Genomic DNA, 25,693 nt, shown 5'->3' on the forward strand with positions numbered 1-25,693 from the left:
GAGCCCTCTCCGGCGGGCGTCCCCGACCCGGCCGGATATCGTCGGCGGATGACCGAAGAGCGACGCGCGCAGCCCACCGTCGTCGCGGTGAGCGCGGACGGCGGTCACCGTTTCCGCAAGCGCCACCGCGACGTCGTCAACCTCATCGCCGGGTGGGGTGTCGCGGGCGACGCGCACGCCGGACGCACCGACCAGCATCGCTCTCATGCCCGCCGCGACCCTTCGCGCATCAACCTGCGCCAGGTGCACCTCATCCACGCCGAGCTCCTCGACGACGTCGCCACGCGCGGCTTCGACGTCGCTCCGGGCGAGCTCGGCGAGAACCTCACCACGCGCGGTATCGACCTCCTCGCCCTGCCCCGGGGCGCACGCCTCGCCATCGGCGGCGCAGTGCTCGAGATCACCGGGCTGCGCAATCCGTGCAAACAGATCAACGGACTCGAGTCGGGCCTGCTCGCCGAGATGGTGACCCGTGGCGCCGACGGCGGCATCGAGCGACGCTCGGGCGTGATGAGCGTCGTCGTTCAGAGCGGAACGGTCCGTCCCGGCGACGCGATCGAGATCCGACTCCCCGAGACGCACGAGCCGCTGCAGCCGGTCTGATCCACCGTCCCGGCGCGGCGGACGGCTTAGCGGCCGCCCTCGGCGGAGCGGACGGCCCGGTCGAGGCCGCGCAGTGCGTCGCGGAGGGAGCGTTCGGCGTCGAGCCCGTTCTTCCGCGCGGTCACGACGAGCGCGAGAAGCTCGCGCCCGAGCGCCGCCTCATCGGCGATGTCGACGGACGCGGTCGGCAGCGCGACGTCGATCCCGGCGCTGCGCTTCAGCATCTTGTCGGCAAGCGACAGGCTCGGCATGCCCTTCGGGATGCCGTCGAGCACGCTGGTGCGCTGCGACTTCTCCACCTTCTTGATCGCGTCCCACTGAGCCGTGATCTCGGTCGTCGTGGTGGCGTCCGAGTCTCCGAAGACGTGCGGGTGACGGGAGCGCATCTTCTCGGCGGTCGCCGCCGCGACGTCGTCGATGTCGAATCCCTCACCGGGGGTGGCAGCGGCGAGATCCGCGTGGAAGAGCACCTGATAGAGCACGTCGCCGAGCTCCTCGCGCATCTCCTCGGTGTCGCCGGCCTCGATCGCGTCGACGAGCTCGGCGCTCTCTTCGATCAGGTAGGGCACGAGCGATGCGTGGGTCTGCTCCGCGTCCCACGCGCACTCGCGGCGCAGCCGGTGCATCACCTCGACGAGCTCGACCAGGCCGCTCCCCCGCTCAGACGGTCCCGCTGCGCCCATCCGCGTCACCGCCACCGCTAGCGGGAGACGGGAGCCGACAGAAGGGCGACGATGACGCGGCCGCCCTTCGTCTCCTGCTCGCCGATCCGCTCGAAGCCCATGCGGCCGTGGAAGGCGAGCGACTCGGGATTCGGCGGCTCGATGTTGACCTCGCAGGTCACCTCGTCGCGACCGTCCGCCGCGGCCCGTTCGAACGCCGCCTCGTAGAAGCGGCGGCCGAGTCCTGCGCCGCGCGCGGCCTCGTCGATGACGATGCGGTCGATGTAGAGGCTGCTGCGCCCCGTCGAGGCCGCACGTTCGGAGAAGTACAGGTAGTTCTCGCTGGCGTAGTCCGCGCCCGGGTCGAGGGCGAGGAGGAAGCCGTGGGCCAGCCCGTCGTCGTCGGCGGCGACGAGGGCGAGGCTCGACAGCGCGATGAGTCCGTCGAGTTCGCTCTGTCCGACGATGGGGACCGCGGGGTAGGCGGCGTTGTTGAGGTCGACGAGGCGGGTGAGGTCGGCCTCAGCGTAGGGACGCAGGGTCAAAGGCACGCGCCGAGAATACCGCCCCCGAATCGGCACTTCGACTCGGCTAGGATTGTCAGCCGGTGCGTCGGGAAGTCTGGTCGACATCCGTTCGACCGACCTTGGGAGCCTTGTGCAGTTCGCCCGTTCCGACCGTTTCTCCGCCTTCCTGCTGCTCGGTGCCGCGGCCCTCGCGCTCGTCGTCGCCAACTCGCCGATCGGGGACGCCGTTCTCGCGGCGAACGACGCCCACCTCGCGATCCCGTGGCTGGGGCTCGACCTCTCGGTGGGTCACTGGATCAGCGACGGGCTGCTCGCGATCTTCTTCCTCCTCGTCGCGATCGAGTTGAAGCACGAGCTGACCCGCGGCGAACTGGCGAGCCCGAGCCACGCGATCGCTCCCGCGGTCGCCGCCCTCGGCGGCGTCGTCGTCCCGGCGCTCATCTACGTCGCGCTGACCGCCGGGAGCGGATACCAGGAGGGGTGGCCCATCCCCACCGCCACCGACATCGCCTTCGCCCTCGGAGTCCTCGCGGTCTTCGGCCGCGGACTGCCCGGCCGGGTGCGCGCGTTCCTCCTGGCCCTCGCGGTGCTCGATGACCTCGTCGCCATCCTGATCATCGCCGTCTTCTTCACCACCGACCCGCAGTTCGGCCTGCTGCTCGCCGGCGCCGCCGCGGTCGTCGGCTTCGGTCTGCTGAGCCGGGTGCGCCGCGGCCCTCTGACTCCGCTGATCATCGCGGCGATGATCGTCCTCGCGGTCACCGCCTGGTACTTCGTCCTGCAGTCCGGTGTGCACGCCACCATCGCCGGGGTCGCGCTCGGTCTCGCCATGAAGCGGGACCCGGCGGGGCGCCTGCGTCACGCGGTCGAACCGTATTCGAACGCCATCATCCTGCCCCTGTTCGCCTTCTCTGCGGCCCTCGTCCCACTGCCGCAGGTCTCGGTCTCGGAACTGGCCCCGCCCTTCTGGGGAATCCTCGTCGCGCTCCCGGTCGGCAAGCTGGTCGGCATCACGCTCGCCGGGGCAATCGTCACGGCGGTGGTGCGCCGGCGGTCGCGGACGGGATTGTCCACCCTCGAGCTGCTGACCGTCGCGGCGCTCGGCGGCATCGGCTTCACCGTCTCGCTGCTCATGAACGAACTCGCCTTCGAGAACTCGGCGGAGGTCGCCGACGAAGGCACCCTCGCGGTGCTGCTCGGCTCGTCGATCTCGATCGTGCTGTCGGCGGTGCTCGTCACCCTGCTCGCCCGCCGACACCGGCGCGGGCGGGTGACTCAGCCGCCGACCGGCTGAACACCGGTATCCTCGGTGCCCGGCACGGAAAGGCGGGCGGCATGAGCGGCAGTCCTGTGTCGTCGTCGCCGTACGAGGTCCTCGGAGTGCCCCGGTCGGCGTCCGACGACGACCTGCGCAGGGCGTACCGTCGCCTGCTGCGCGAAACCCACCCCGACACCGGGGGCGACTCCGCGCGCTTCGTCGCCGTGCAGCTGGCGTGGGAGCAGATCGGTACCCCCGAAGCGCGCGCGAGCTACGACCGGGGCACGGTCACCGGCCCGGCCGGCGCGGCTCCCCGCAGCTGGGCGCCTCCCCCGCCGCGGGCCTCGGCATCGGGGTCGCGGCCGACCGCCCGCAGCTACGGGCATCCGGGCGGATGGCGACGCGAACGCTACCTGCGCCTGATGCAGGAGTGGGTGGGCCGCGGCGTTCCCCTCGACGACCCGTACGCCCCCGAACTCGTGCATGGCGCGCCTCGCGAGCTGCGGCGGCAGCTCGCCGACGCACTCGCCGAGGAGGCCACCGCGAAAGCGCTCAGTTCGCTCGGCCTCGGCTACACCGTCTGGCACGACGTCGCGACCGGCGACCCCGACGAGAAGATCGACCACATCGTGCTCGGTCCCACCGGCCTGTTCGCCCTCCTGTCGGAGGACTACGGCGGGCCGGTGCGGGTGCGCAAGAACGAGCTGATCGGCGACGCCGTCGACGGCGAGCGCCCTCGCGACGGGCTCGCATCCCGGGCGAAGCGAGTCGCGCGGCGCAGCCGGGTGAAGTTCAGCGGACTGCTGATCGTGCTGCCCGACGAGCACCTCGACGAGCCCGTGGTATCCCTCGGCTCCGCGTCCGGCGCCCTGGTCGCCGCGGTCCGCCGGTCGGTGCTTCCCCGCCTCATGCGCGACGGACTCGACGGGGCCCGTCCGATCGGGGGCACCGAGATCTTCGACCTGCGGAGCAGACTGCAGGCGAACATCGACCACGTCGACTGAGGGCGAGTCGTCGCTTTAGGCTGAGCCGGTGACTTCGGCGACCGTGTGCATCCCCTGGCGGCCGCAGCCCTCGAGGATCGACGCGTTCGAGCGGGTGCAGGAGCACTACCGGCGCGTCCTCCCCGGCGCGAGCATCGTCCCCCTCGACACCGGTCACGTCCCGTTCAACCTCGCGGCCTGCCGCAATGAGGCGGTGCGCCGGTTCGGAGCCGACGGTGGGGTCGTGGTTCTCACTGACGCCGACACGATGCCCGAGGAGGAGCCGCTGCTCGCGGCCATCGACGGCGCCCGGACGTCGGGCCGGGTCCACCTGCCCTATGACGAGTACCACTGGCTCGGCAGCGCGGGATCGGCGCAGTTCGCGGGCGGAGTGCCCCTCGCCGCCTGCGAGTACGAGCTGGTTCGCGGCGCCTGCTCCGGCGTCTACGTGACCACCGCCTCGACGTGGGCGGCGCATGGCGGGCAGGACGAGCGCTTCCGAGGCTGGGGCTACGAGGACGCGGCGTGGAACGTCGCGCACACGACCCTGCTCGGCGCGCCGATCCGGCACACCGGCAGCGTCTACGCCCTGCACCACGTCGCGGAGACCCGCGCCGGAGTGCACTTCGACGCGAACGCGGCGCTGATGGAGCGCTACCGGGCGGCGAGCGGCGACCCGTCGGCGATGGCGTCGCTGCTCGACGAGCGCAGCGCCGAGAACGCCCTCTCCGCACCGGGCTTCTGAGCCGCGGCGAGTCTCGTCGCGTCGAGCACCGGCCGGTCGCGATCGGCGAGCAGCCGCTGCACCGCGTCCGCGATGCGATCGACCGACGCGGAGTTCGGGTCGAGGCTGAGTCCCGCACCCGACCGCTCGACCGCCGCCGCCCCGGCGAACTGATCCGTCGAGAAGGGCAGGACGAGCATCGGGACGCCCTTCGCGAGCGACTCGGTGACGGAGTTGTTGCCCCCGTGGGTCACCGAGGCGGCGGCGCGGCCGAGCAACCGCACCTGCGGGAGGAACGCACGCACGAGCCAGTCCGACGGCAGCTTTCCGAGCGCCTCCACGGGAGTCGACCCGGCCGCGATCGCGGCACGCACGCCGATGCGTCGAAGGGCGTCGGCGACACGGCCGAGCACGTCGGCGCGCACCGACAGGAAGCTGCCGAAGCTCACGTAGACGAACGGCGCGTCGTCGCGGAGCCACTCGTCGACCTCCGCGTCGACGGCCTCGTCGCGGATCGCCGAGCCGAGATGCACATGCTCGGGCAGGGCACGCGCGGGGTCGGCGAGCTGCTCGGCGTAGTTGTAGAGCACGACGGGACCATGCGCGGCGAACGCGTCGCGAGTCGTCGCCACCGTCGGATCCAGTTCGCTGATGGCCCGATTCCACTGGTCGGTGAAGTTCGCGGAGACGCTCTCGCACAGAGCCCGAAGCTCGGCGAGACCGGCAGTGTCAGGGCGGAGATCGGCCGGCCACGAGGGCGGGTAGCCGTAGACCTCATCACCCACGGGGAGGGCGGTGGGGTGGCCGAGCACGACGTCGCCGTAATGCGCCCCCGCGACGGTCAGCCCGAGCCGGGCACTGTAGGCGAGGTGGTCGACGAGGATGTCGTCGGGACGGAGACGGTCGACGATGTCGATCAGCTCGGACGCCTTGCCCACCGGATCCCACATCAGGTCGGTGAGCCTCTCGCGAGCCTGGTAGGTGAGGGTCGGCACCATTCCCTCGCGCGTCGCCTCGAAGAAGCCGTGCAGCGACGACGCTTCTTCGGCGACTTGACGCTCGGTGCGCATGACACCGGGGTTCGACCCGCGACCCAGGCTGAGCTCGATCCGCTCGTAGCCGAACGAGGAGACGATGGGCCCGGTGGAAGGGCCCGTCGCGACGACGACTCGCTCGCCGCGATCGCGCCACGCGGTGCCGAGAGTCGCGAGCGGAAGGAGGTGCGACGCGTAGTCCGGGCTGACGATGAGCAGGGTCACGGCAGCAGGGCGCCTTCCGCTCGCAGCGCCCGCTCGGTGCCGGTGACCGACGAGTAGACGCCGCCGAGCGCGCGTCCCATCGCCTCGATGGTGAACCGGTCGGCGACCGTCGCGCGAGATACCGCCGCCCGGGATCCGTCGGTCTCGCCGGTCGAGATCGTGAGCGCCCGCGCCACCCCGTCGGCCAGCCGGTCCTCGTCCCACGTCGCGGTGAGCAGACCCGTCTCGCCGTCGCGCACATAGGTGGCCGGGCCGGCGCCGTCGGGCGCGACGACGAAGAGGCCCGCGCCCATCGCCTCGAGCAGAGCGATGCCGAACTCCTCTTTGAGGCTCGCGCACACGTAGAGACCGCCCGCCGCGTTCACCCCGGGAACCCCTTCGCGCACCAGGGCCAGCCACTGGGCGGCGACGTCGTTGGGGCGGTGGCCCGGAAGGAGCAGACCGGATCGACGCCACGCGACGGGCGGGATCACCTCCCTGATGGCGTCGAGCTGCTCCCGCTCGTCGGCCGACGGCGTCTCGACGTCGCCGCCGACGATGAGGAGGTTGGCCCGCTCACGGAGGTCGGACCGAGCCCACGCCGACACCAGGGTCGCCATCCCCTTCACCCGGTGCAAGCGGCCGACGCTGACGATGACCGGCAGCTCGCGCCGCTCGGGAGGGAGGGTCTCGAGGAGCCGGATGAACTCGGCCTGGGCGGGCGACGCGGCGGCGCCGTCGCGCAGCTGGACGCCCGCGGCGACGGCGGCGTCGAGGACGTCGAGGTCGACGCCTTCGGGGATGACGCTGTGCCGCTCGGCGTGTCTCGTGATGTCGATGCCCACCAGGGAGCGCATGTCCTCTTCGAGCCGCGGCCGTGGGAACAGGACGGTGTGCGACGCGTTGGCGGCCAGCTGTCCGACGAGACCGCAGCGGAACCAGAAGTGCTCGACGAGGTCCGTCTCGCCGAACCCCTCGCGGGTGAGCCGCCCCGAGAGGTCGAGCGACTGGATCACGGCGTGCGGGTCGGGAGCGACCGTGAAGATCACCGGGATGTCGAGCTCGCGGGCGACGTCGGCGGCGGCGAGGCTGCCGACGTCCGCCATCCGCAGGTGGATGAGGTCGACCCGCCCCGCCGCCTTGAGGATGCGGCGGATGCCACGACGCGCGGCGACCCGCAGCCCCCAGGCTTTGGGCGACGGGACCGGCTTGGACAGCAGCGGCACCCGCCCGAACACATGGCCGTCGGCTCCCGACCGGAGACGGGTCAGGTCGTCGGCGGCGTGCACGATCGAGCCGCGCGACAGGGTCAGCACCCGGTCGACCGGGGTGCTCGGGTCGGCGATCAGGGCGTCGCCCAGCCGCACCAGCAGCGTCGCGATGCCGCCGTTGTCCCCCGCGCCGACCGCGGTGAGGCCCGCGTCGATGTCGGCGTGCAGGAACAGTTGGGCGACGGTCAGGCCGGCCGCGTCGTCGCGGTCGTCCAAGTCCGGCAGCGGCAGACCGCCGTGCAGATCGCCGAGCGAGAGCCGGGCGACGTCGGCCAGGTAGTCTCCGCCCATCGACAGTTCGAGCAGCGCCGACTCGACCGCGGCCTCGCCGGGACGCTGTCCGAGCGCCGCGGTCGCCGCCACCCGCACCCGCTCGTGCTCGTCGACGTCGCACGCGACAGCGATGAGCGTGCGCAGCACGATCCGACTGCGGACCAGCCCGAGCGTCTCGACGAGACGCGCCCGCGGACCCGCCGCGCTCACCCCGACCAGCGCCGATTCGAGCGCGACCGCGAGCGAGTCGGACGCCGCCGACGACCACAGCTCGAGGGTGCGCTGCGCGAGCATCCCGGTGAACCCGCCGTCGGCGACGAGGGCGATCAGTCGACCGACCGCCTCGAGGCGGGGAAGCGACGAGCCGAGCGCCCACGCCGCGTGCTCCCGCACGAAGGGGCGCGCGTCGGAGAGGAGGCCAGTGAGGACTCGGCCGGCCTCATCGTCGTGCACCGCGGCGAGGGCATGCACGGCCGAGATCACCGCGACCGTGTCGTCGCCGCGCAGAGCGCGCGACAGCACGCGGATCGTGCGGGGTCCCGGATCGCGCGACGCCTCGAAGGCGAGGTCGTCGGCGAGGCGGAGAGCGTCGACGATGCGGTCGGCCGCGAGCAGCGCGTCGAGCGAGGTCTGTATTCCCACGGTGTGCCCTTCGAACAGGCCGCCCGTGAGCGGCAGTCCCGAGCCTAGCGAGAACGTTCCTGAAAACCAGCTGCAGCTTTTTCGGGTGGGTTATGGTTGCCCGCGGCCGGAGCGGCGACGAACGGAAGGTGCACGATGCGACTCGTGATGATCGGCGACATCGGCGTCCGCGACGAGATGATCCACATCGGCGACGAGGCCATGTTCGAGACGTTCGCGCGCGAGCTCGGGCGGCACGGATTCGACATCACCGCGCTGTCGTCGGCGCCAGAGGAATCGGCGGCGCGGTACGGCGTCGACGCGGTCGCGCGGATCGGGTTCGACCTCAGCCTCGGACGGGACGCCGCGCGCACGCGACTGGGCCAGGTGCTCGACGGCTCCCTCCCCGCGGACGATCCCGCGCACGCCGTGGTCGCGGCCGTCGAGTCGTCGGACGGCGTCGCCATCGCGGGCGGTGGCAACATGGCGTCGACCTGGCCGACGCACATCTACGAGCGCGCCGCGCTCGCCGCACTCGCCGCACGGTCGGGAGTCCCGCTCGTCGTCAGCGGCCAGACCCTCGGCCCCTGGCTTGAGGACGAGGACCGCGAGCTCCTCCGCGGACTGCTCGGCGCGGCCGCACTCGTCGGCGTCCGCGAAGGCGCCTCATTCGCCCTCGCCGGTGGACTGGGGCCGACGGAACGGACGCGGAGGACGGTCGACGACGCCTCCTTCCTCGTCGACTCCCCCGTCGCACGCGAGGACTACGCCCTCGTCAGCCTGTCGACGCATCTCGGCGCCGTCCCGCACGAAGAGGGCGTCTCATCCATCGCCCGCCTGCTCGACCGGGTCGCCCTGACCACCGGGCTCCCGGTGCTCTTCCACGCGCATTGGGCGAGCCTCGACCCCGATCAGGTCCGCGGCGACACCGTCCTGCACGAGGAGGTCCGTGCCGCCATGACCTCGCCGTCGGGAGTCGTCCCCACGCGCAGCTCGGCCCATTCGGCCCGCATCGCCCGGGCCGCATCCATGGTCGTCACCAGCCGCTACCACCCTGCCGTGTTCGCCGCCCCGGCGGGCGTGCCGATCCTCGGCATCCCGGTCGACGACTACACGACGATCAAGCTCACCGGAGCTCTCGGCAACTTCGGACAGGTGGGGGTCGCACCCCTCGCATCCCTCGACGACGCCCCTGTCGCCGACCTGTGGGGTCAGCGTGAGGCCATCGGGGCGCGGGCCGCCGCGATCACCGTCGCCGAGCGGGCGCGCGCCGCCGCGTGGTGGGACCGGATCGCCGGCATCTACGCCGGCTGACCCGATCCGATCCCCGGCTCAGCCGGCGGCGACCTTCGGGGCCTGCTCGGTCACGAAGATCGCCTCGAGCAGGTCGCGGACCCACCCGATCAGATCCTCGTCGGCGGGCGGCTCCCCGTTGATGACGGGCACCGGGATCAGCGCCGTTCCGCTCTGCTGCAGGATGCGCGACTTCGGATACATGCGCTGCAGACGGATCTGCCGCGAGTCGGCCAGCTCGGCTGGCGAGACCCGCAGGTTGGGCCCCACGATGACGACCTCCGACAGCCCCGCCTTCTGAGCGAGCCGCCGCAGCCGCGAGACGGACATCAGCGCGAGCACCTCGGCGGGAGGCTCGCCGTACCGGTCGGTGAGCTCCTCGAGCACCGACTCGAGCGCACCGTCGTCGGCCTTCGGCGCGCTCGCCGCCGACAGCTTCTGGTAGGCCTCGAGCCGCAGCCGCTCGCTGTCGACGTACGTCTCGGGGATGCGTGCATCGACGGGCAGCTCGAGCCGCAGCTCGGTCTGCCCCTCGGCGACATCGCCGCGGAAGTCGCTGACGGCCTCGCCGATCATCCGCAGGTAGAGGTCGAAGCCGACCCCGGCGATGTGACCGGACTGCTCGCCGCCGAGCAGGTTGCCCGCGCCGCGGATCTCGAGATCCTTCAACGCCACCTGGATGCCGGAGCCGAGGTCGTTGTTCGCGGCGATGGTCGACAGACGGTCGTGCGCGGTCTCGGACAGCGGCTTCGTCTCGTCCCAGAGGAAGTAGGCGTAGGCACGCTCGCGCCCACGCCCGACACGACCGCGCAACTGGTGCAGCTGGCTGAGGCCGTACTTGTCGGCCCGGTCGATGATGAGTGTGTTCGCGTTGGGGATGTCGAGGCCGGTCTCGATGATCGTCGTCGAGACGAGCACGTCGAACTTGCGCTCCCAGAAGTCGACGATGACCTGCTCGAGCGTGTGCTCGTTCATCTGCCCGTGCGCGACGGCGACGCGGGCCTCGGGCACCATCTCGGCGATCTGCGCTGCGATGCGGTTGATGCTCGACACCCGGTTGTGCACGTAGAAGACCTGGCCTTCGCGCAGCAGCTCGCGGCGGATCGCAGCCCCCACCTGCTTGTCGGAGTAGGGGCCCACGAAGGTGAGGATGGGGTGCCGGTCCTCGGGCGGGGTCGCGAGGGTCGACATCTCGCGGATGCCGGTGACCGCCATCTCGAGGGTGCGCGGGATCGGCGTCGCGCTCATCGCGAGCAGGTCGACGTTGGTCTTGAGCTTCTTGAGGGCGTCCTTATGCTCGACGCCGAAACGCTGCTCCTCGTCGATGATGACGAGGCCGACGTCCTTGAACGAGATCGCATCGGTGAGGATGCGATGCGTGCCGATCACCATGTCGATGGTGCCGTCTTCTAGGCCCTTCGCGATCTCCTTCGCCTCCTTCGCGCTCTGGAACCGGCTGAGGGCGCGGACCTTCACCGGGAACCCGGCGAAGCGTTCGGTGAAGGTCTCGAGGTGCTGGCGCACCAGCAGGGTCGTGGGGACGAGCATCGCGACCTGCTTGCCGTCCTGGATCGCCTTGAACGCGGCGCGGACAGCGACCTCGGTCTTGCCGAAACCGACGTCGCCCGCGAGCAGGCGGTCCATCGGGATGGGCCGCTCCATGTCGGCCTTGACCTCGTCGATCGTCGTCAGCTGGTCGGGGGTCTCGGCGTAGGGGAACGCCTCTTCGAGTTCGCGCTGCCACGGGGTGTCGGGTGGGAACGAATGCCCCTTCGACGCCATGCGCGCCGAGTAGAGCTTGACGAGCTCGACGGCGATGTCACGGACCGCCTTGCGGGCGCGTCCCTTCGCGGCGGCCCAATCGCTGCCGCCCATCTTCGACAGCTGCGGCGCCTCGCCGCCGACGTACCTCGTGAGCAGGTCGAGCTGGTCGGTGGGCACGTAGAGCTTGTCGCCCGGGTAGCCGCGCTTACTGGGCGCGTACTCGATGAGGAGGAACTCGCGGCTCGACTTCACCGCGTTGCGGCCGCCAGAGCTCACCTCGCGTGAGACGAGCTCGACGAACCGGCCGATGCCGTGGGTCTGGTGCACGACGTAGTCGCCGGCCTTCAGTTGCAGCGGGTCGACGACGTTCTTGCGGCGGCTCGCCAGCTTCTTGACCTGGCGACCGTCGTATCCGGCGCTGCGGCCGAAGAACTCGCGTTCGCTGATGAGGGCGAGCTTCGCCTCGGGCTGCTCGAAGCCGACGTCGATCGCGCCCTTCACGAGGTAGGCGACGCCCGGCTCGGGGTCGGCGGGGAACTCGTCGACCATGCGCCCCGCGAGTTCGCGGTCGGAGAGCAGATCGCGGCTGCGTTCGACGAGGCCCTGCCCGCCCGCGGCGATCGCGAGGCTCCATCCCTGCGACAGCAGCGAAGCGACGTGCTCGAGCGCTCCGCCCTGGACGGCGGGCACCGCGTCGCCGCGCACCCGCTGGTACTCGGCCATCTCGACGGCCGACGCGTCGTCGTCGGGCATCGCCTCGAAGGTCGACAGAGTCCACCAGGCCCGGTCGCCTGCGGCGGCGCGCAGCTGGTTGACGGTCATGTAGTCGCCGCTGGCGAGGTCGATGGGGGCCGCGGCTCCGGCGGTGGCCGCACTCCACGCGGCGTCGAGGAACTCGCGGTTCGTCTCGGCGAGATCGACGGCACGGCTGGCGACCCGCTCGGGCTGCACGATCGCGACCGCGGATCCCGGCGGCAGATACGAGGTGACCGGCACGAGCCGGTCGACGAGCGCGGGGCTGAGCGACTCCATGCCCTCGACAGGGATGCCCTCGGCGATCTTCGCCAGCATGCCGGCGAGCGAGGGGAACTCGTGCTGCATCTCGGCGGCGCGCTGGCGCACCTGCTCGTCGAGCAGCAGCTCTCGGCTCGGCGGCAGCTCGACCTCGGCGACCTCGCCCTCGATGGAGCGCTGATCGGCGACCGAGAACTGCCGGATGCTGTCGACCTCGTCGCCGAAGAAGTCGACGCGCACCGGGTGCTCGGCGACGGGCGGGAAGACGTCGAGGATGCCGCCGCGCACCGCGAACTCGCCGCGGCGGGTCACCATGTCGACGCGGGCGTAGGCGAGCTTCGGCAGGGTCGAGGAGACCTCGGTCAGCGAGATCCCGCGCACACCGCTCGCCAGCACGATGGGGTCGTGGTCGACGAGACCCTGCGCGATCGGCTGCAGGGCGGCGCGGACGGAGCTCGAGACGATGAGGGGCCGCTCGCCGTTCCAGTCGCGCAGGCGTCGGAGGGCGTGGATGCGATGTCCGACGGTCTCGGCCGACGGGCTGAGACGCTCGTGCGGCAGCGTCTCCCAGGCCGGGAAGTCGAGGATCTCGGCGTCCGGCAGCAGGCAGCCGAGCGCCACTCGGAGCGCTTCGGACTCGCGTCCGGTGGGCGACACGGTGAACAGCACGGCGGGCTTGCCCGCGGCGACGCGCGCCTGGAGGAGGGCGGCCAGCAGTGGCGGTTGCAGCCCCGGCGTCGCCGAGAAGTCGGCGTCGCGCCCGATGGCGCGGGCAGCGGTGGCGAACGATTCTGCGCGCGTCAGGGCGCGCGTCATCCCCTGCAAACTCACTCGCACGAGTCTAGGCAGCACAGCCGACAGAGCCCCGCGAGTTCGCCCACAGCGGCCCGACGAGCTGCCCCTGCATCGCCTGGGAGCGGGAATGCCGCCCGCACCCGCCCGGTTCGAGCCAGCATGCGATCGATCGTCTACTCGGAACGCGGCAGTTCATCAGTCCTCGGGCTCGTGGAACGGGACATCCCCGATCCCGGCCCCGGCGAGATCCGTGTGCGCGTCGCGGTGTCGGGCGTGAACCCGACCGACTGGAAGGCGCGCGCGGGCACCACACCGATGGGGTTCCCCGAGATCACCCCGAACCAGGACGGCGCCGGCGTGGTCGACGCGGTCGGCGAGGGTGTCGACGACTTCGCTCCCGGCGACCGGGTGTGGCTCTGGCTCGCAGCGCACGAACGCCCGACGGGCACCGCGCAGGAGTACACGGTCGTTCCCGTGACCCGCGCCGCGAAGCTTCCCGAGGGCATCTCGTTCGAGACGGGCGCCTCGCTCGGCGTGCCGGCGATGACGGCGCACCGAGCACTGACCGTCCACGAGAACGGGCCCGCGCATCTCTCGCCCGGATCCCTCGACGGGCGGGTCGTGCTCGTCGCCGGAGGTGCGGGAGCGGTCGGGCACGCCGCGATCCAGCTCGCCGCGTGGGCGGGCGCCACCGTCATCGCGACGGTCAGCAGCGACGAGAAGGCGGCGCTCGCCGCGGCGGCCGGCGCCCACCACACGGTCAACTACCGCGACGCCGATGCCGCTGACCAAATCCGGCGGATCGCCCCGAACGGCGTCGACCAGATCGTGGAGGTGTCGATCGCGGCGAACGCCGAGCTCGATGCGGCCGTCGTCGCCAACCACGCCTCGATCGGGTACTACGCCGATGACGGCGGCGACACCTTCTCGATGCCGATCCGGCCCGCCTTCGCGAACAACGTCCGCGTGCAGGGCCTGCTGCTCTACACCGTCGGCGCGGCACCGCTGCGTGCGGCGGCGGAGGACATCACGGCGGCGCTCCGGGACGGCGCGCTCCCGGTGGGCGAGAGCGCAGGTCTGCCCCTGGTGTGGTTCGACCTCGAGGACACGGCGGCCGCCCACGACGCGGTCGAGCAGTCGACGGTCGGCAAGGTCCTGATCCGCGTCGCCGACCTCGGCTGACTCCGCTCCGCCGACTGGCCCCGGCGCTGACTGACCGAATCAAGGAAAAACCGGGGTCGAGTCACACGTTCACGCGGATCCGGGCCCGTTGACGCCGAAATCTCCTTGATTTCGTCAGTCGCCCGTGCCTCCCAGCCCGGGTGCCTGACCAAATGCAGGAGAAACTGCATGCGACGCCTCGAAAACGGCCCTCTGACCGCCTCTGCGGCCAGAATCTCCTGCATTCGGTCAGCAGCGCGCGGGTGGACTGACCGAATCAAGGAGAAAGCAGGGTCGAGTCACACGTTCATGCGGATCCGAGCCCGTTGACCTCGAGATCTCCTTGATTTGGGAAGGACGGACCGGCTCACCGCCGGTGGCTCCGACCGAATGCAGGAAAAACTGACACGCGCGCGTCGAATGACGGCGTTTCGGGACTGTTCCGGCCGAAATCTCCTGCATTCGGTGAGGAAGGCGGAGGGAGGGTCAGTCCTTCGGGGAGTGGAAGCGCTGTTGGGCGGCTTCGAGGCCTTGGGTGATCACCAGTTCGACCGCGTCGGCGGAGTCTTCGAGGAGGTTCGGCAGCGCCTCGCGCTCCGTCGAAGCGAAGTCGCGGAGCACGAAATCGGCGGCCTGCATCCGGCCCGGCGGGCGGCCGATGCCCACCCGCACGCGCACGAAGTCGCCGCTCCCAGCCGCGGCGGCGATGTCCCGGATGCCGTTGTGTCCGCCATGCCCGCCCCCGCGTTTCAGCTTCACGGTGTCGAACGGGATGTCGAGTTCGTCGTGCACCACGATCAGCCGGTCGACATCGAGTCCGTAGAACGCGAGCAGCTGCGAGGTCGGGCCGCCGGAGAGGTTCATGAACGAGTTCGGCTTCGCGAGCACGAGCCTCGGCCCGCCCGGCGCGGTGCGTCCTTCGGCGACGCTCGAGTTCGTCTTGTGGCTCTTGAACCGTGCACCGATGCGGTCCGCGAGCACGTCGAGGGCCATCTGCCCGACGTTGTGCCGGTTGCCCGCGTACTGCTGCCCGGGGTTGCCGAGCCCGACGACGAGCCACGGATCATCCATTGCCACGTTTCGTTCCTCTTTCCGCCGAGCGCTCTCAGCATGCACGAACGGCCGCGCTCCCAGCGGGATGCGCGGCCGTCCGTGTGACGCGGTCTTACTCGGCCGACTCGTCGGTGGCCTCGGCCTCGGCCTCGGCGGGCGTCTCGCCCTCGGCGGCCTCTTCGGCCTCCTCGGACTCTTCGGCCGGGGTCGTCATGACGCCGACGATGAGCAGCTCCGGGTCGCTCGCGAGAGCGGCGCCCTCGGGCAGGGTGACGTCGGCGGCGGTGATCTGCGCGCCTTCCTCGAGGCCCTCGACGCTGACGACGACGCTCTGCGGGATGTGCGTCGCCTCGACGAGCAGCGAGATGGTGGTCGCGTCGAGGTTCGCGATGGTGCCGGCGGCGGGCTCGCCCTCGACGTGCACGGGCACCTCGACGGCGACCTTCTCACCGCGGCGGATGATGACGAGGTCGATGTGCTCGATGATCTGGCGCACCGGGTCCTTCTGCACGTCCTTGACGAGCACCAGCTGCGACTTGCCGGCGATGTCGAGGTCGAGCACCGCGTTCGCGCGGCGCAGGATCAGGGCGACCTCGTGGCCGGGCAGCGTGACGTGCTGCGGCTCGGTGCCGTGGCCGTAGATGACGGCGGGGATCTTATTCGCGGCGCGGATCTTGCGCGCCGCGCCCTTGCCGAACGATTCGCGCAGTTCTGCGGTGATCTTGTCAGCCATGTCGGCCTCTTCCCGCGGGACGACCCAAAGGCGTCCCGACTTGTCTGGCGGACCGTGCGGCCCGACGTGTTCTGTTCAACTCGAACGGCGGTGCCGGTGGGCACCCGCGCGTGAGGAAGAGCCGTAGCCATCCACCGCGTCGATCACGGACGCACCGGAGCGCGTCCCTCGCCGAAGTTCAGTGCAACAGCCTACTCGACGCCGAGCGCCTCCGCGACTTCCCGCCCGAGTGCGCTCACCCCGGAACGCGCTCGACGGACGGCCCGACGGACGGACGGACGGCCGACCGTGGCGACCCTAGCCGCGGGCGCGGACTGCGCGCACGATCCGGACGAGGCCCCATCCGGCGAGCACGTACGGCGCCACGAAGAGCACCGGGTCGAGCCACGAGTGCCGCACGTCGACACGGCCGGCGCGCGAGCGGATGCCGTGACGTCTGCCTTCGCTCAGCACACCGGTCTCGGTCAGCGGGTTGTCCGGACGTCCACGCAGCAGCGCGAGGGAGTGCGACTCCACCACGTCGACGCGGTCGGCGGCGATCAGGAGCAGCCAATGCGCCGCGCGGCCCTCGCTGAAGCGCGCGTAGGCGAAGCGCCGGATCGCACCCGACGCTCCGCGCAGGGGTTGCGCGGTTCCGAAGACCGGAGTGAGCTCGGCGTGCTCGTTGCTGCGCTCTCGGCCGGCACGATTCGGCTGGTCGGGCGGCAGCTCCCAGTGCGCGCCGGACTCGAGGTCGCGGCGCTCACGCGGGAACGACGGGCGGTCTTCGGGATCGAGGTCGGCACCCCACCCGGGGATGCGCGCCCGGAGCTCGTCGGCGCTCGGCGCCGGTGTCTGCTTCTCTGCGGGATAGGCCATCTGCGTCTCCTAAGCGGCGCTCTCGGGGATGACGACGGTCTTGATGCAGCCGTCGAGCTTGGACGAGAACATGTGGTACCCCTCGGCGATGTGCTCGAGAGGGATGCGGTGGGTGATCATGTCACTCGGTTTGATGTAGCCGTTCCTGATGTGCTCGAACAGGCGCGGCCACTGGCGCTTCACCGGCGCCTGATTCATCCGCAGCGTGAGCCCCTTGTTCACGGCGTCGCCGAACTTGACGAGGCTGAAGATGGGCCCGTATGCGCCCATGACGGACACGGTGCCGCCCTTGCGGACACCGTCGATCGCCCAGTTCAGCGCGATCGGGGATCCGCCCTGCAGCTTCAGCTTCGCGCCGGTGATGTGCTGCAGCAGGTTGCCGTCGGCCTCGGCGCCGACCGCATCGATCGCCACGTCGGCGCCGAGGTTGTCGGTCTGCTTCTTCAGCTCGACGATGATGTCGTCGTACTCGGTGAAGTTCAGCGTCTCGGCGTGCGCCATGGTGCGCGCCTTCTCGAGCCGGTAGTCCAGGTGGTCGACGACGATGACGCGGCCCGCGCCCATCAACCATGCCGACGAGGCGGCGGCGAGACCGACGGGTCCGGCACCGAACACGACGACGGTGTCCCCCTCGACGATGTCGCCGAGCTGCGCACCGAAGTACCCGGTCGAGAACGCGTCGGTGAGCATCAACGCGTCCTCGTCATCGAGCCAGTCGGGGATGATCGAGGGCCCGACGTCGGCGAACGGCACCCGGACGTACTCGGCCTGGCCGCCGTCGAACCCGCCCGCGGTGTGGGAGTAGCCGTAGATGCCGCCGACCGCCGTCGCGTTCGCGTTGACGTTGTGGCAGTTCGAGTAGAGGCCGCGGGCGCAGAAGAAGCAGGAGCCGCAGTAGATGTTGAACGGCACCATCACCTTGTCGCCGCGCTTCAGGTTCTGCACGCTGCTGCCGACCTGCTCGACCACTCCGATGAACTCGTGTCCGAACGTGTGGCCGACGCGGAGGTCGGTCATCAGCCCGTGATAGAGGTGCAGGTCGGAGCCGCAGATCGCCGCCCGGGTGACCCTGACGATGGCATCGTTCGGATGCTCGATGCGCGGCATGTCCTTCTCTTCGACTCGCACCCGGAAGGGGCCTCGATAGGTCATCGCTCGCACAGGTCGCTCCGTTCCCGCCGACGTCCGGCGACCGCATCAGAGTGCGACGCCCGACTGGGCGTAACCTGCCGTCGACGTGGGCGGCGGCTGGCGTGGCGCTGGGAAAGATCGGTGCGGACGACGCGGGGTCAGCCGGCCGGATGCAGAGCGGCCGCAGCGGAGGCGGCGAGCGCCGCCGCGTCGTCGGCGATGTCGAGCGTGATGCCGTCCTCGCCCTCCTGGAGGCGCTCGAGGGTGCCGAGCTGCGAGTCGAGCAGCGACGACGGCATGAAGTGGCCCGTGCGGTCGGCGAGCCGTCGTTCGAGCAGTTCGCGCTCGCCGTCGAGGTGCACGAAGAAGACCGGCCCGTCGGCCGCCGAGCGCAGGGCGTCGCGGTACGCGCGCCGCAGCGCCGAGCAGGCCACGACGACGCCGCGCCCCGCCTCCGTCTCGGCCTTCATCGCCTCGCCCACGCGCGCGAGCCACGGCCAGCGGTCGTCGTCGGTCAAAGGGATTCCGGATCCCATCTTCGTCTTGCTCGCGTCGCTGTGCAGGTCGTCGGCGTCGATGAAGTCGACCTGCAGGTCACGGGCCAGCAGCTCGCCGACCGTCGACTTGCCGCTGCCGGAGACACCCATCACTACCACCGCGCCAGCACTCATCGCTCCAGGCTATCGATCCCGCCGATGGAAGCGTCGGGGCGGGCGGCGCTAGATTCCTTGGAGGACCGACTGCGAGTGAGGACGAACGGCATGGCTGAAGAAGCGGCGAAGGCGAACATCGGCGTGGTGGGACTGGCGGTGATGGGATCGAATCTCGCCCGCAACCTCGCCAGCCGGGAGGGCAACACGGTCGCCGTGTTCAACCGCTCGCCCGAGAAGACGGACACTCTTCTCGAGGAGCACCCCGAGGCGGAGTTCATCGGCACCAAGAGCTACGAGGAGTTCGCGGCGTCGCTCAGCACGCCGCGCACCGCGATCATCATGGTGAAGGCGGGGCGCGGTACCGACGCGGTCATCGACGAGCTGGTGAGCGTCTTCGAGCCGGGCGACATCATCGTCGACGGCGGCAACGCGCTCTTCACCGACACCATCCGCCGCGAGAAGGCGGTGCGCGAGACGGGCATCAACTTCGTCGGCGCCGGCATCTCGGGCGGCGAGGAGGGCGCCCTCAAGGGGCCGTCGATCATGCCCGGCGGCTCCGCCGAGGCGTGGGAGACGCTGGGCCCGATCCTCAAGTCGATCGCCGCGGTCGCCGAGGGCGAGCCCTGCGTCACCCACGTGGGCACCGACGGCGCCGGCCACTTCGTCAAGATGATCCACAACGGCATCGAGTACGCCGACATGCAGCTCATCGCCGAGGCGTACGACCTGATCCGCCGCGGCACCGGCAAGACGCCCGCCGAGATCGCCGACATCTTCGCCGAGTGGAACACGGGCGAGCTCGAGAGCTACCTCATCGAGATCACCGCCGAGGTGCTGCGCCAGGTGGATGCCGAGACGGGCAAGCCCCTCGTCGACGTGATCGTCGACCAGGCCGGAGCCAAGGGCACGGGAGCGTGGACGGTGCAGACCGCACTCGACCTCGGCATCCCCGTCTCGGGCATCGCCGAGGCGGTCTTCGCCCGGTCGCTGTCGTCGAAGCCCGCCCAGCGCGCCGCGTCGTCCGACCTGCCGGGTCCCGCCGAGGCGTGGACCGTCGACGACACCGACGGCTTCATCGAGGATGTCCGCCTCGCCCTCTACGCGTCGAAGATCATCGCCTACTCGCAGGGCTTCGACGAGATCGTCGCCGGCGCCGAGCAGTACGGCTGGGACATCCAGAAGGGCGAGATCGCGAAGATCTGGCGCGGCGGCTGCATCATCCGCGCCCAGTTCCTCAACCGCATCACCGAGGCGTACGCCGACCAGCCGGGCCTCGTCGCCCTGCTGACGGCGCCGTACTTCCGGGACGCGCTCACGCAGGCCGAGCAGGCTTGGCGCCGCGTCGTCATCGCCGCGGTGCAGGGCGGAATCCCCTCCCCCGCGTTCTCGTCCTCGCTCGCCTACTACGACGGCCTCCGCGCCGACCGGCTGCCGGCCGCGCTCGTGCAGGGACAGCGCGACTTCTTCGGCGCGCACACCTACAAGCGCATCGACAAGGAGGGCACCTTCCACACGCTGTGGAGCGGTGACCGCACCGAGATCGAGGCCGTCGACACCCACTGACGCCTGACTCGCCCACTTCACCCCGTATCCGGCCGCCGGGACGGGGTGAAGTGGGCGAGTCGGTCTCCCAGTCGTAGGACAGGATTCGCGCAGACCGCGTCGATAGCGTTCCCGGAATGAGCGCAGCGCGAGTAGCAGTCGTCACAGGAGGCAGCGCGGGTCTCGGCCGCGCGATCGTGCGGGAGTTCGCCGACCGCGGCTGGGATGTCGCCGTCCTCGCCCGCGGCGAGGACGGGCTCGCCGCCACTGTCGCTGAAGTGAAGGCGAAGGGCCGCCGCACCATCGGGATCCCCACCGACGTCGCCGACCCGGCCGCGGTCGAGGCGGCCGCCGCCGAGATCGAAGCCGAGCTCGGCCCCATCGACGCCTGGGTGAACAACGCCATGACGTCGGTCTTCGCCGAGTTCCTCGACGTCGAGCCCGCCGACTTCGAGCGGGCGGTGCAGGTCGACTTCTTCGGGTACGTGAACGGCACCCGCGCCGCCCTGAAGCGCATGAAGCCGCGGGATGCGGGAACGATCGTGCAGATCGGATCCGCGCTCGCCCACCGAGGGATCCCGCTGCAGTCGGCGTATTGCGCCTCAAAGCACGCGATCACCGGCTTCAGCGAGAGCGTCGTCACCGAGCTGCTGCACGCGAAGTCCAAGGTCACCGTCTCGCAGGTGGACATGCCGGCCATGAACACACCGCAGTTCGGCTGGGTGAAGACGGACCTCGGCGACCACCCTCAGCCGGTGCCGCCCATCTACCAGCCGGAGCTCTGCGCCGCGGTCGTCGTCGACGTCGCCGAGAAGCCCCGCCGTCGCACCTGGGTCGGCGAGTCGAGCGTCTTCACCATCCTCGGCAACCGTTTCGGCAGCCGCATCGCCGACTGGCGTCTCGGCAACACGGGAGTCGACGGGCAGCAGGCGCCCGATGTGGATGCGCCGATGGATCCGCCGAACCTGCACTCCCCCGTGGCCGGTGACCACGGTGCGCACGGCGTCTTCGACGACCGGGCCCGCACCTGGTCGCCGCAGATCTGGGCGATCCGCAATCGCCCGATCGCCTACGCGGGAGCCGCCGTGACCGCCGTCGCCGGTATCGCCGCGACGGTCGCGCACTTCGCGTACCACTCGAAGCGGCGCTGACCGCGGTCCTGCGCGCGCGTACGCGGCGCGCAGACATGCAGAAGGGCCCGGCCGCCGAAGCGACCGGGCCCTTCCGTCGAGCTGCTCGGATTACTTGGTGAGCGGCGCGAGCTTGTCGTTGTCCGCGTAGACCTCGACGGCGTTCGCGGCGGTGACGACCACCGGGTCGAGGTAGAACGTGGGGACCTCGGTGGAGCCGTTGTCCTCGTCCGCGTTCGTCTCGGGCGTCTCGCCGGCGGCGAGGGCCTTGATCATGTCGACCGTCTGCGCGATGAGCTTGCGCGTGTCCTTGTAGATGGTCATGTACTGCTCACCCGACATGATGAGCGGGATCGACGCGGCCTCGGAGTCCTGACCGGTGACGACGATCGGGCCCTTCTTCGCGTCGGTGACCGACTGCAGCGCCGCGCGGGCGAGGGTGTCGTTCGGGGAGAGCACGCCGTTGATGTTCGTGTCGCCCTGGTAGAAGCCCTGGAGCACGGTGTCCATGCGGGACTGGGCGTTCGCCGGGTCCCACTTGTCGGTCTGGACCTGCTCGAAGGTGGTCTGACCCGAGACGACGTTCAGGGTGCCGTCGTCGATCTTCGGCTGCAGGATGTCCATCGCGCCGTCGAAGAAGACGGTGGCGTTGGGGTCGGTCGCGGCACCGGCGATCAGCTCGATGTTCCACGAGGTCTGGTCGGGGTAGCGCTCGGCGAGGCCGTCGAGCAGCGCCTGGCCCTGGTCCTGGCCCACCTTGAAGTTGTTGAACGCGACGTAGTAGTCGACGTTGTCCGTGTCCGAGATGAGGCGGTCGTAGGCGATGATCGTGACGCCCTGCTCGCGCGCCTCGGCGACCTGCGCGCCGAGCTGCTTGGCGTCGTTGGCACCGATGACGATGACCTTCGCGCCGTCCTGGATCATGGTGCTGATCTGCGACTGCTGGTCGGGCACCGGCGAGGTGGAGCCCGCGTACTGCACGTTGGGCTCGTAGCCGGCCTCGGTCAGCGAGTCGGTGAAGATCTCACCGGCGATGGTCCAGTTCTCACTGGTCTTGTCGGGCAGGGCGACACCGATGACGGAGCCTTCCTCGAATCCGGCTGCGGCGTCGCCTCCGGCGTCGCCTCCACGGCCACCGCTGTCGCTGGAGCAGCCGGCGAGGGCGAACACGGCGGCGGCGGCGATCGCCGTTCCCGTGATCATGAATTTGCGCATCGTTGCATCTCTTTCGTTATCTCTGGTGAGGGATAGGTGGGACTTAGCGCCCCAGGGCCAAGCCGGACTCAGGGAGTCGGCTCGGTGCTCGCGGGCCGAGACGACGCCTCGGCGGAGTTGCCGGCGGGCGCCACATCGGGGCGATCGTCGACGGACGGGGCCAGGTCGCCGCCGGGACGGCGGAACCGGGCGATGAGGGAGAGACCGCCGGAGCGCTTGCTCAGCACGTCGAGGGCGACGGCGATCAGCAGGACGAGGCCCTTGATGATCTGCACCTGGTCGCTCGACACGCTCATCAGCTGCAGACCGTTGTTGAGGACCGCGATGACGAGACCACCGATGATCGACCCGATGACGGTTCCGATACCGCCCGAGACCGCGGCGCCACCGATGAACACGGCCGCGATCGCGTCGAGCTCCCACCCGGTTCCGTCACCGGGGCCGGTGGCCAGGGAGCGGGAGACGAAGATGACACCGGCGAGAGCGGCCAGCACCGACATGTTCATCATGACGAAGAAGTTGGTGCGGCGGATGTTCACGCCGGACAGCTCGGCCGCGTGCCAGTTGCCACCCACGGAGTAGATGTGGCGACCGGTGACGGTGTTGTTCGTGATGAACGAGTACAGCAGCACCAGGATCACCAGGATGATGCCGGGAATCGGGAAGCTGGTGCCCGGACGGCCGGTGCCGAACAGGTAGGTGGCGTAGGCGATGACGGCGACGAGCAGCACGATCTTCGTGATGCTGACCCACTGCGGCGCCATGACGGCGTTCATCTCGCGCTGACGGCGGCGCAGGCGCAGCTCGTTCCAGATGACCGCGACGGCGGCGATGATGCCGAGGATGACGGTGCCGTTGCTGAAGGGCAGGTATGGCGGGAAGTCGGGGATGTAGCCGCCACCGATGTAGTTCAGGTAATCGGGCACGGTCTGCGGGGTCGAGCGGCCGACGAACTGGTTCGCTCCGCGGAAGATGAGCATGCCGGCCAGGGTCACGATGAACGCCGGTACCCCGACGTAGGCGACCCAGAACCCTTGCCACGCACCGACCAGCGCTCCGATCGCGAGGGCGATGACGATCGCGAGCAGCGACATGATCACGCCCTTGGTGATCTCCTCGCCTTCGCCTGCGACCACCCATCCGGCGTCGATCTGCTTGATCGCCATCACGGTGACGATGTTCGAGAACGCGGCCACCGATCCGACGGAGAGGTCGATGTGACCGGCGACGATCACCATGACCATGCCGATGGCGAGGATCAGGACGTACGCGTTGGCGCGCACGATGTTGATCACGTTGCCGGGGTCGAGCGTCTTGCCGCCCGTGAGGATCTGGAAGATCACGATGATCAGCACCAGGGCGCCGAGGATGCCGAACTGGCGCAGCCCGGAGGTGCTGCCTCCGAACATCTTGCCGAGGTCGCGGATGCCCCCCGACTTCTTCTCGGTGGTGGTCGTGTCGGTCATCAGGCGACGTCCTTCTTCCGGTTCGAGGTCATGCTCTTCATGAGGGTTTCGGGATCGGCCTGGCCGACCGGCAGTTCATCGGTGATCTGCCCCTCGAAGATCGTGTAGATGCGGTCGGCGACGCCGAGCAGCTCGGGCAGCTCGGATGAGATGAGGATCACGCCGGCGCCGCTCTCGGCGAGCTTGCGGATGATCTGGTAGATCTCGGTCTTCGCACCGACGTCGATGCCGCGGGTGGGCTCGTCGAGGATCAGCAGGCGCGGGTCGGTGAACATCCACTTCGCCAGCACGACCTTCTGCTGGTTGCCGCCCGAGAGCTTGCCGACGCCCTCGTCGACGGTCGGGGTCTTGATGCGCAGCGACTGCCGGTACTCGTCGGCGACCGCGTGCTCCTTGAAGGGGTTGATGCTGCCGAGGCGCTTGGTGGCGATCTTCGACAGCTTCGCCGAGACGATGCTCGTCTTGATGTCGTCGAGGAGGTTCAGGCCGAGCGCCTTGCGGTCCTCGCTGACGTACGCGATGCGGTTCTTGATCGCGTCCTGGACGTTCTTGATGTCGACCACCTGGCCGTCGATCAGGATCTCGCCCGACACCTTCGTGCCGTAGGACTGGCCGAAGATGCTCATCGCGAGCTCGGTGCGCCCGGCACCCATGAGTCCGGCGAACCCGACGACCTCGCCGGCGCGGACGGTGAAGTTGGAGTGCTTGGCGACGAGACGCTCGGCGACGAGCGGGTGGCGCACGGTCCAGTCGCGGACCTCGAAGAACACGTCTCCGATCGAGGAGCCGTCGTGCTCGGGGAAGCGGTTCTCGAGCACGCGACCGACCATGCCGCGGATGATGCGGTCCTCGTCGACGCCGCCGCCCGCCACGTCGAGCGTCTCGATGGTGTGCCCGTCGCGGATAATCGTGATCGAGTCGGCGATCGCCTCAATCTCGTTGAGCTTGTGGCTGATCATGATCGAGGTGATGCCGCGACCCTTGAGTCCGCGCAGCAGGTCGAGCAGGTGCTGCGAGTCGCCCTCGTTGAGCGCGGCGGTCGGCTCATCGAGGATGAGCAGCTTCACGTTCTTGTTGAGGGCCTTGGCAATCTCGACGAGCTGCTGCTTGCCGACGCCGATGCTCTTGATCTTCGTGTCGGGGTCGTCGGTGAGGCCGACACGGGCGAGGAGCTCGACGGCGCGTTCGTGCGCGGTGCGCCAATCGATCGATCCGCGGCCGTTCCGACCCTTGCGCGGCTCGTTGCCGAGGAAGATGTTCTCGGTGATCGACAGCTCGGGGATGAGCGCGAGCTCCTGGTGGATGATCACGATGCCGTCGGCTTCGCTCTGCTTGATGCCGCTGAACTGCACGGTGTCGCCGTTGTAGACGATGTCGCCCTCGTAGGTGCCGAACGGGTAGACCCCGGAGAGCACCTTCATCAGCGTCGACTTGCCCGCACCGTTCTCGCCGCAGATCGCGTGGATCTCGCCCCGCTTGACGACGAGGTTGACCTGGTCGAGCGCGATGACGCCGGGGAAGCGCTTGGTGATGTCTCGCATCTCGAGGATTGCGGGCGCGTCTGCCATCGAGACCTCCTTGTCGCGGGTGTTACGGGCGGTGCGAGTCGTGAATCCACGACCGATGAGACGGTAGTTGGCCGACCCCTTGGCGTCAAGTCTTGAACTCAAGGGGGTGCGTTGAGTGACGTTACGCCCTCTTAGGCCCCATTTTGGCGTCAACTAA

21 protein-coding genes are annotated in these 25,693 nt (G+C 70.0%); 8 read left to right on the plus strand and 13 right to left on the minus strand.

Annotated features, from left to right (window positions below; genetic code table 11):
* Window positions 1–48: 48 nt before the first annotated feature.
* Window positions 49–603, plus strand: a complete 555-nt coding sequence (locus NGH83_RS11930; RefSeq protein ID WP_251856466.1) for an MOSC domain-containing protein — start codon at window positions 49–51, stop codon at window positions 601–603.
* A gap of 26 nt (window positions 604–629) precedes the next feature.
* On the opposite strand, the gene NGH83_RS11935 is transcribed toward NGH83_RS11930, so the two are convergent.
* A complete protein-coding gene (locus NGH83_RS11935) occupies window positions 630–1,286 on the minus strand; it encodes a MazG family protein (RefSeq protein ID WP_251856467.1) in 657 nt (218 codons plus the stop codon).
* A 17-nt stretch (window positions 1,287–1,303) separates the two neighbouring features.
* The gene (locus NGH83_RS11940) at window positions 1,304–1,816 is read right to left on the minus strand and encodes a GNAT family N-acetyltransferase (RefSeq protein WP_251856468.1); all 513 of its coding nucleotides are present in this window, start codon (window positions 1,814–1,816) and stop codon (window positions 1,304–1,306) included.
* 106 nt (window positions 1,817–1,922) lie between these two features.
* On the opposite strand from NGH83_RS11940, the gene nhaA reads away from it, so the two are divergent.
* Genes nhaA through NGH83_RS11955 form a run of 3 tightly spaced genes read left to right on the plus strand, consistent with a single transcriptional unit; the run spans window position 1,923 to window position 4,778 of the window.
* Window positions 1,923–3,086 (plus strand): Na+/H+ antiporter NhaA, encoded by a 1,164-nt coding sequence (gene nhaA, locus NGH83_RS11945; protein ID WP_251856469.1) that lies wholly within the window; start codon window positions 1,923–1,925, stop codon window positions 3,084–3,086.
* Between the two features lie 41 nt (window positions 3,087–3,127).
* Complete coding sequence (locus NGH83_RS11950) at window positions 3,128–4,054, plus strand: DnaJ domain-containing protein (RefSeq protein ID WP_251856470.1); 927 nt, start codon at window positions 3,128–3,130, stop codon at window positions 4,052–4,054.
* A gap of 28 nt (window positions 4,055–4,082) precedes the next feature.
* Complete coding sequence (locus NGH83_RS11955; RefSeq protein WP_251856471.1) at window positions 4,083–4,778, plus strand: hypothetical protein; 696 nt, start codon at window positions 4,083–4,085, stop codon at window positions 4,776–4,778.
* On the opposite strand, the gene NGH83_RS11960 is transcribed toward NGH83_RS11955, so the two are convergent.
* On the minus strand, window positions 4,688–6,016 hold the full coding sequence (locus tag NGH83_RS11960) for a glycosyltransferase (RefSeq protein ID WP_251856472.1): 1,329 nt from the start codon (window positions 6,014–6,016) through the stop codon (window positions 4,688–4,690). The two genes, NGH83_RS11955 and NGH83_RS11960, sit on opposite strands and share 91 nt — an antisense overlap.
* Complete coding sequence (locus NGH83_RS11965; RefSeq protein ID WP_251856473.1) at window positions 6,013–8,181, minus strand: glycosyltransferase; 2,169 nt, start codon at window positions 8,179–8,181, stop codon at window positions 6,013–6,015. The genes NGH83_RS11960 and NGH83_RS11965 overlap by 4 nt, the downstream gene beginning before the upstream one ends.
* Window positions 8,182–8,316: 135 nt before the next feature.
* On the opposite strand from NGH83_RS11965, the gene NGH83_RS11970 reads away from it, so the two are divergent.
* A complete protein-coding gene (locus NGH83_RS11970; protein ID WP_251856474.1) occupies window positions 8,317–9,474 on the plus strand; it encodes a polysaccharide pyruvyl transferase family protein in 1,158 nt (385 codons plus the stop codon).
* An 18-nt stretch (window positions 9,475–9,492) separates the two neighbouring features.
* On the opposite strand, the gene mfd is transcribed toward NGH83_RS11970, so the two are convergent.
* Window positions 9,493–13,062: a transcription-repair coupling factor gene (gene mfd / locus NGH83_RS11975; protein WP_251856475.1), complete on the minus strand. Its 3,570-nt coding sequence runs from the start codon at window positions 13,060–13,062 to the stop codon at window positions 9,493–9,495.
* A 123-nt stretch (window positions 13,063–13,185) separates the two neighbouring features.
* On the opposite strand from mfd, the gene NGH83_RS11980 reads away from it, so the two are divergent.
* Window positions 13,186–14,208, plus strand: coding sequence for an NADPH:quinone reductase (locus tag NGH83_RS11980; protein WP_251856476.1), 1,023 nt, complete (start codon window positions 13,186–13,188; stop codon window positions 14,206–14,208).
* A 465-nt stretch (window positions 14,209–14,673) separates the two neighbouring features.
* Here the strand turns inward: NGH83_RS11980 and pth are convergent, their stop codons facing one another.
* The 5 genes from pth to NGH83_RS12005 all read right to left on the minus strand — a co-directional run bounded on the left by pth (window position 14,674) and on the right by NGH83_RS12005 (window position 18,633).
* Complete coding sequence (gene pth, locus NGH83_RS11985; RefSeq protein WP_251856477.1) at window positions 14,674–15,258, minus strand: aminoacyl-tRNA hydrolase; 585 nt, start codon at window positions 15,256–15,258, stop codon at window positions 14,674–14,676.
* A gap of 94 nt (window positions 15,259–15,352) precedes the next feature.
* Window positions 15,353–15,973 carry a 50S ribosomal protein L25/general stress protein Ctc gene (locus NGH83_RS11990; protein WP_251856478.1) on the minus strand — a complete coding sequence of 207 codons (621 nt, stop codon included), beginning with the start codon at window positions 15,971–15,973 and terminating at the stop codon, window positions 15,353–15,355.
* A 297-nt stretch (window positions 15,974–16,270) separates the two neighbouring features.
* Window positions 16,271–16,831 carry a hypothetical protein gene (locus tag NGH83_RS11995; protein ID WP_251856479.1) on the minus strand — a complete coding sequence of 187 codons (561 nt, stop codon included), beginning with the start codon at window positions 16,829–16,831 and terminating at the stop codon, window positions 16,271–16,273.
* Window positions 16,832–16,840: 9 nt separating this feature from the next.
* The gene (locus NGH83_RS12000; protein WP_251856480.1) at window positions 16,841–17,992 is read right to left on the minus strand and encodes a zinc-dependent alcohol dehydrogenase; all 1,152 of its coding nucleotides are present in this window, start codon (window positions 17,990–17,992) and stop codon (window positions 16,841–16,843) included.
* Window positions 17,993–18,120: 128 nt separating this feature from the next.
* A complete protein-coding gene (locus tag NGH83_RS12005; RefSeq protein WP_251856482.1) occupies window positions 18,121–18,633 on the minus strand; it encodes a gluconokinase in 513 nt (170 codons plus the stop codon).
* A 90-nt stretch (window positions 18,634–18,723) separates the two neighbouring features.
* Between NGH83_RS12005 and gndA the strand changes: the two genes are divergently transcribed.
* Together gndA and NGH83_RS12015 are read left to right on the plus strand one after the other, a co-directional pair.
* A complete protein-coding gene (gene gndA, locus NGH83_RS12010) occupies window positions 18,724–20,178 on the plus strand; it encodes an NADP-dependent phosphogluconate dehydrogenase (RefSeq protein ID WP_251856484.1) in 1,455 nt (484 codons plus the stop codon).
* Between the two features lie 116 nt (window positions 20,179–20,294).
* Window positions 20,295–21,308 (plus strand): SDR family oxidoreductase, encoded by a 1,014-nt coding sequence (locus NGH83_RS12015; RefSeq protein WP_251856485.1) that lies wholly within the window; start codon window positions 20,295–20,297, stop codon window positions 21,306–21,308.
* Window positions 21,309–21,398: 90 nt separating this feature from the next.
* Here NGH83_RS12015 and NGH83_RS12020 read toward each other — a convergent pair whose 3' ends face one another.
* The 3 genes from NGH83_RS12020 to mmsA all read right to left on the minus strand — a co-directional run bounded on the left by NGH83_RS12020 (window position 21,399) and on the right by mmsA (window position 25,536).
* Window positions 21,399–22,490 (minus strand): substrate-binding domain-containing protein, encoded by a 1,092-nt coding sequence (locus NGH83_RS12020; protein WP_371872673.1) that lies wholly within the window; start codon window positions 22,488–22,490, stop codon window positions 21,399–21,401.
* A gap of 80 nt (window positions 22,491–22,570) precedes the next feature.
* Complete coding sequence (locus NGH83_RS12025; RefSeq protein WP_371872674.1) at window positions 22,571–23,968, minus strand: sugar ABC transporter permease; 1,398 nt, start codon at window positions 23,966–23,968, stop codon at window positions 22,571–22,573.
* Window positions 23,968–25,536 carry a multiple monosaccharide ABC transporter ATP-binding protein gene (gene mmsA, locus NGH83_RS12030; protein ID WP_251856487.1) on the minus strand — a complete coding sequence of 523 codons (1,569 nt, stop codon included), beginning with the start codon at window positions 25,534–25,536 and terminating at the stop codon, window positions 23,968–23,970. The genes NGH83_RS12025 and mmsA overlap by 1 nt, the downstream gene beginning before the upstream one ends.
* Window positions 25,537–25,693: the final 157 nt, after the last annotated feature.

Source organism: Herbiconiux sp. L3-i23, from assembly GCF_023734115.1.
Classification (GTDB): Bacteria; Actinomycetota; Actinomycetes; order Actinomycetales; family Microbacteriaceae; genus Naasia.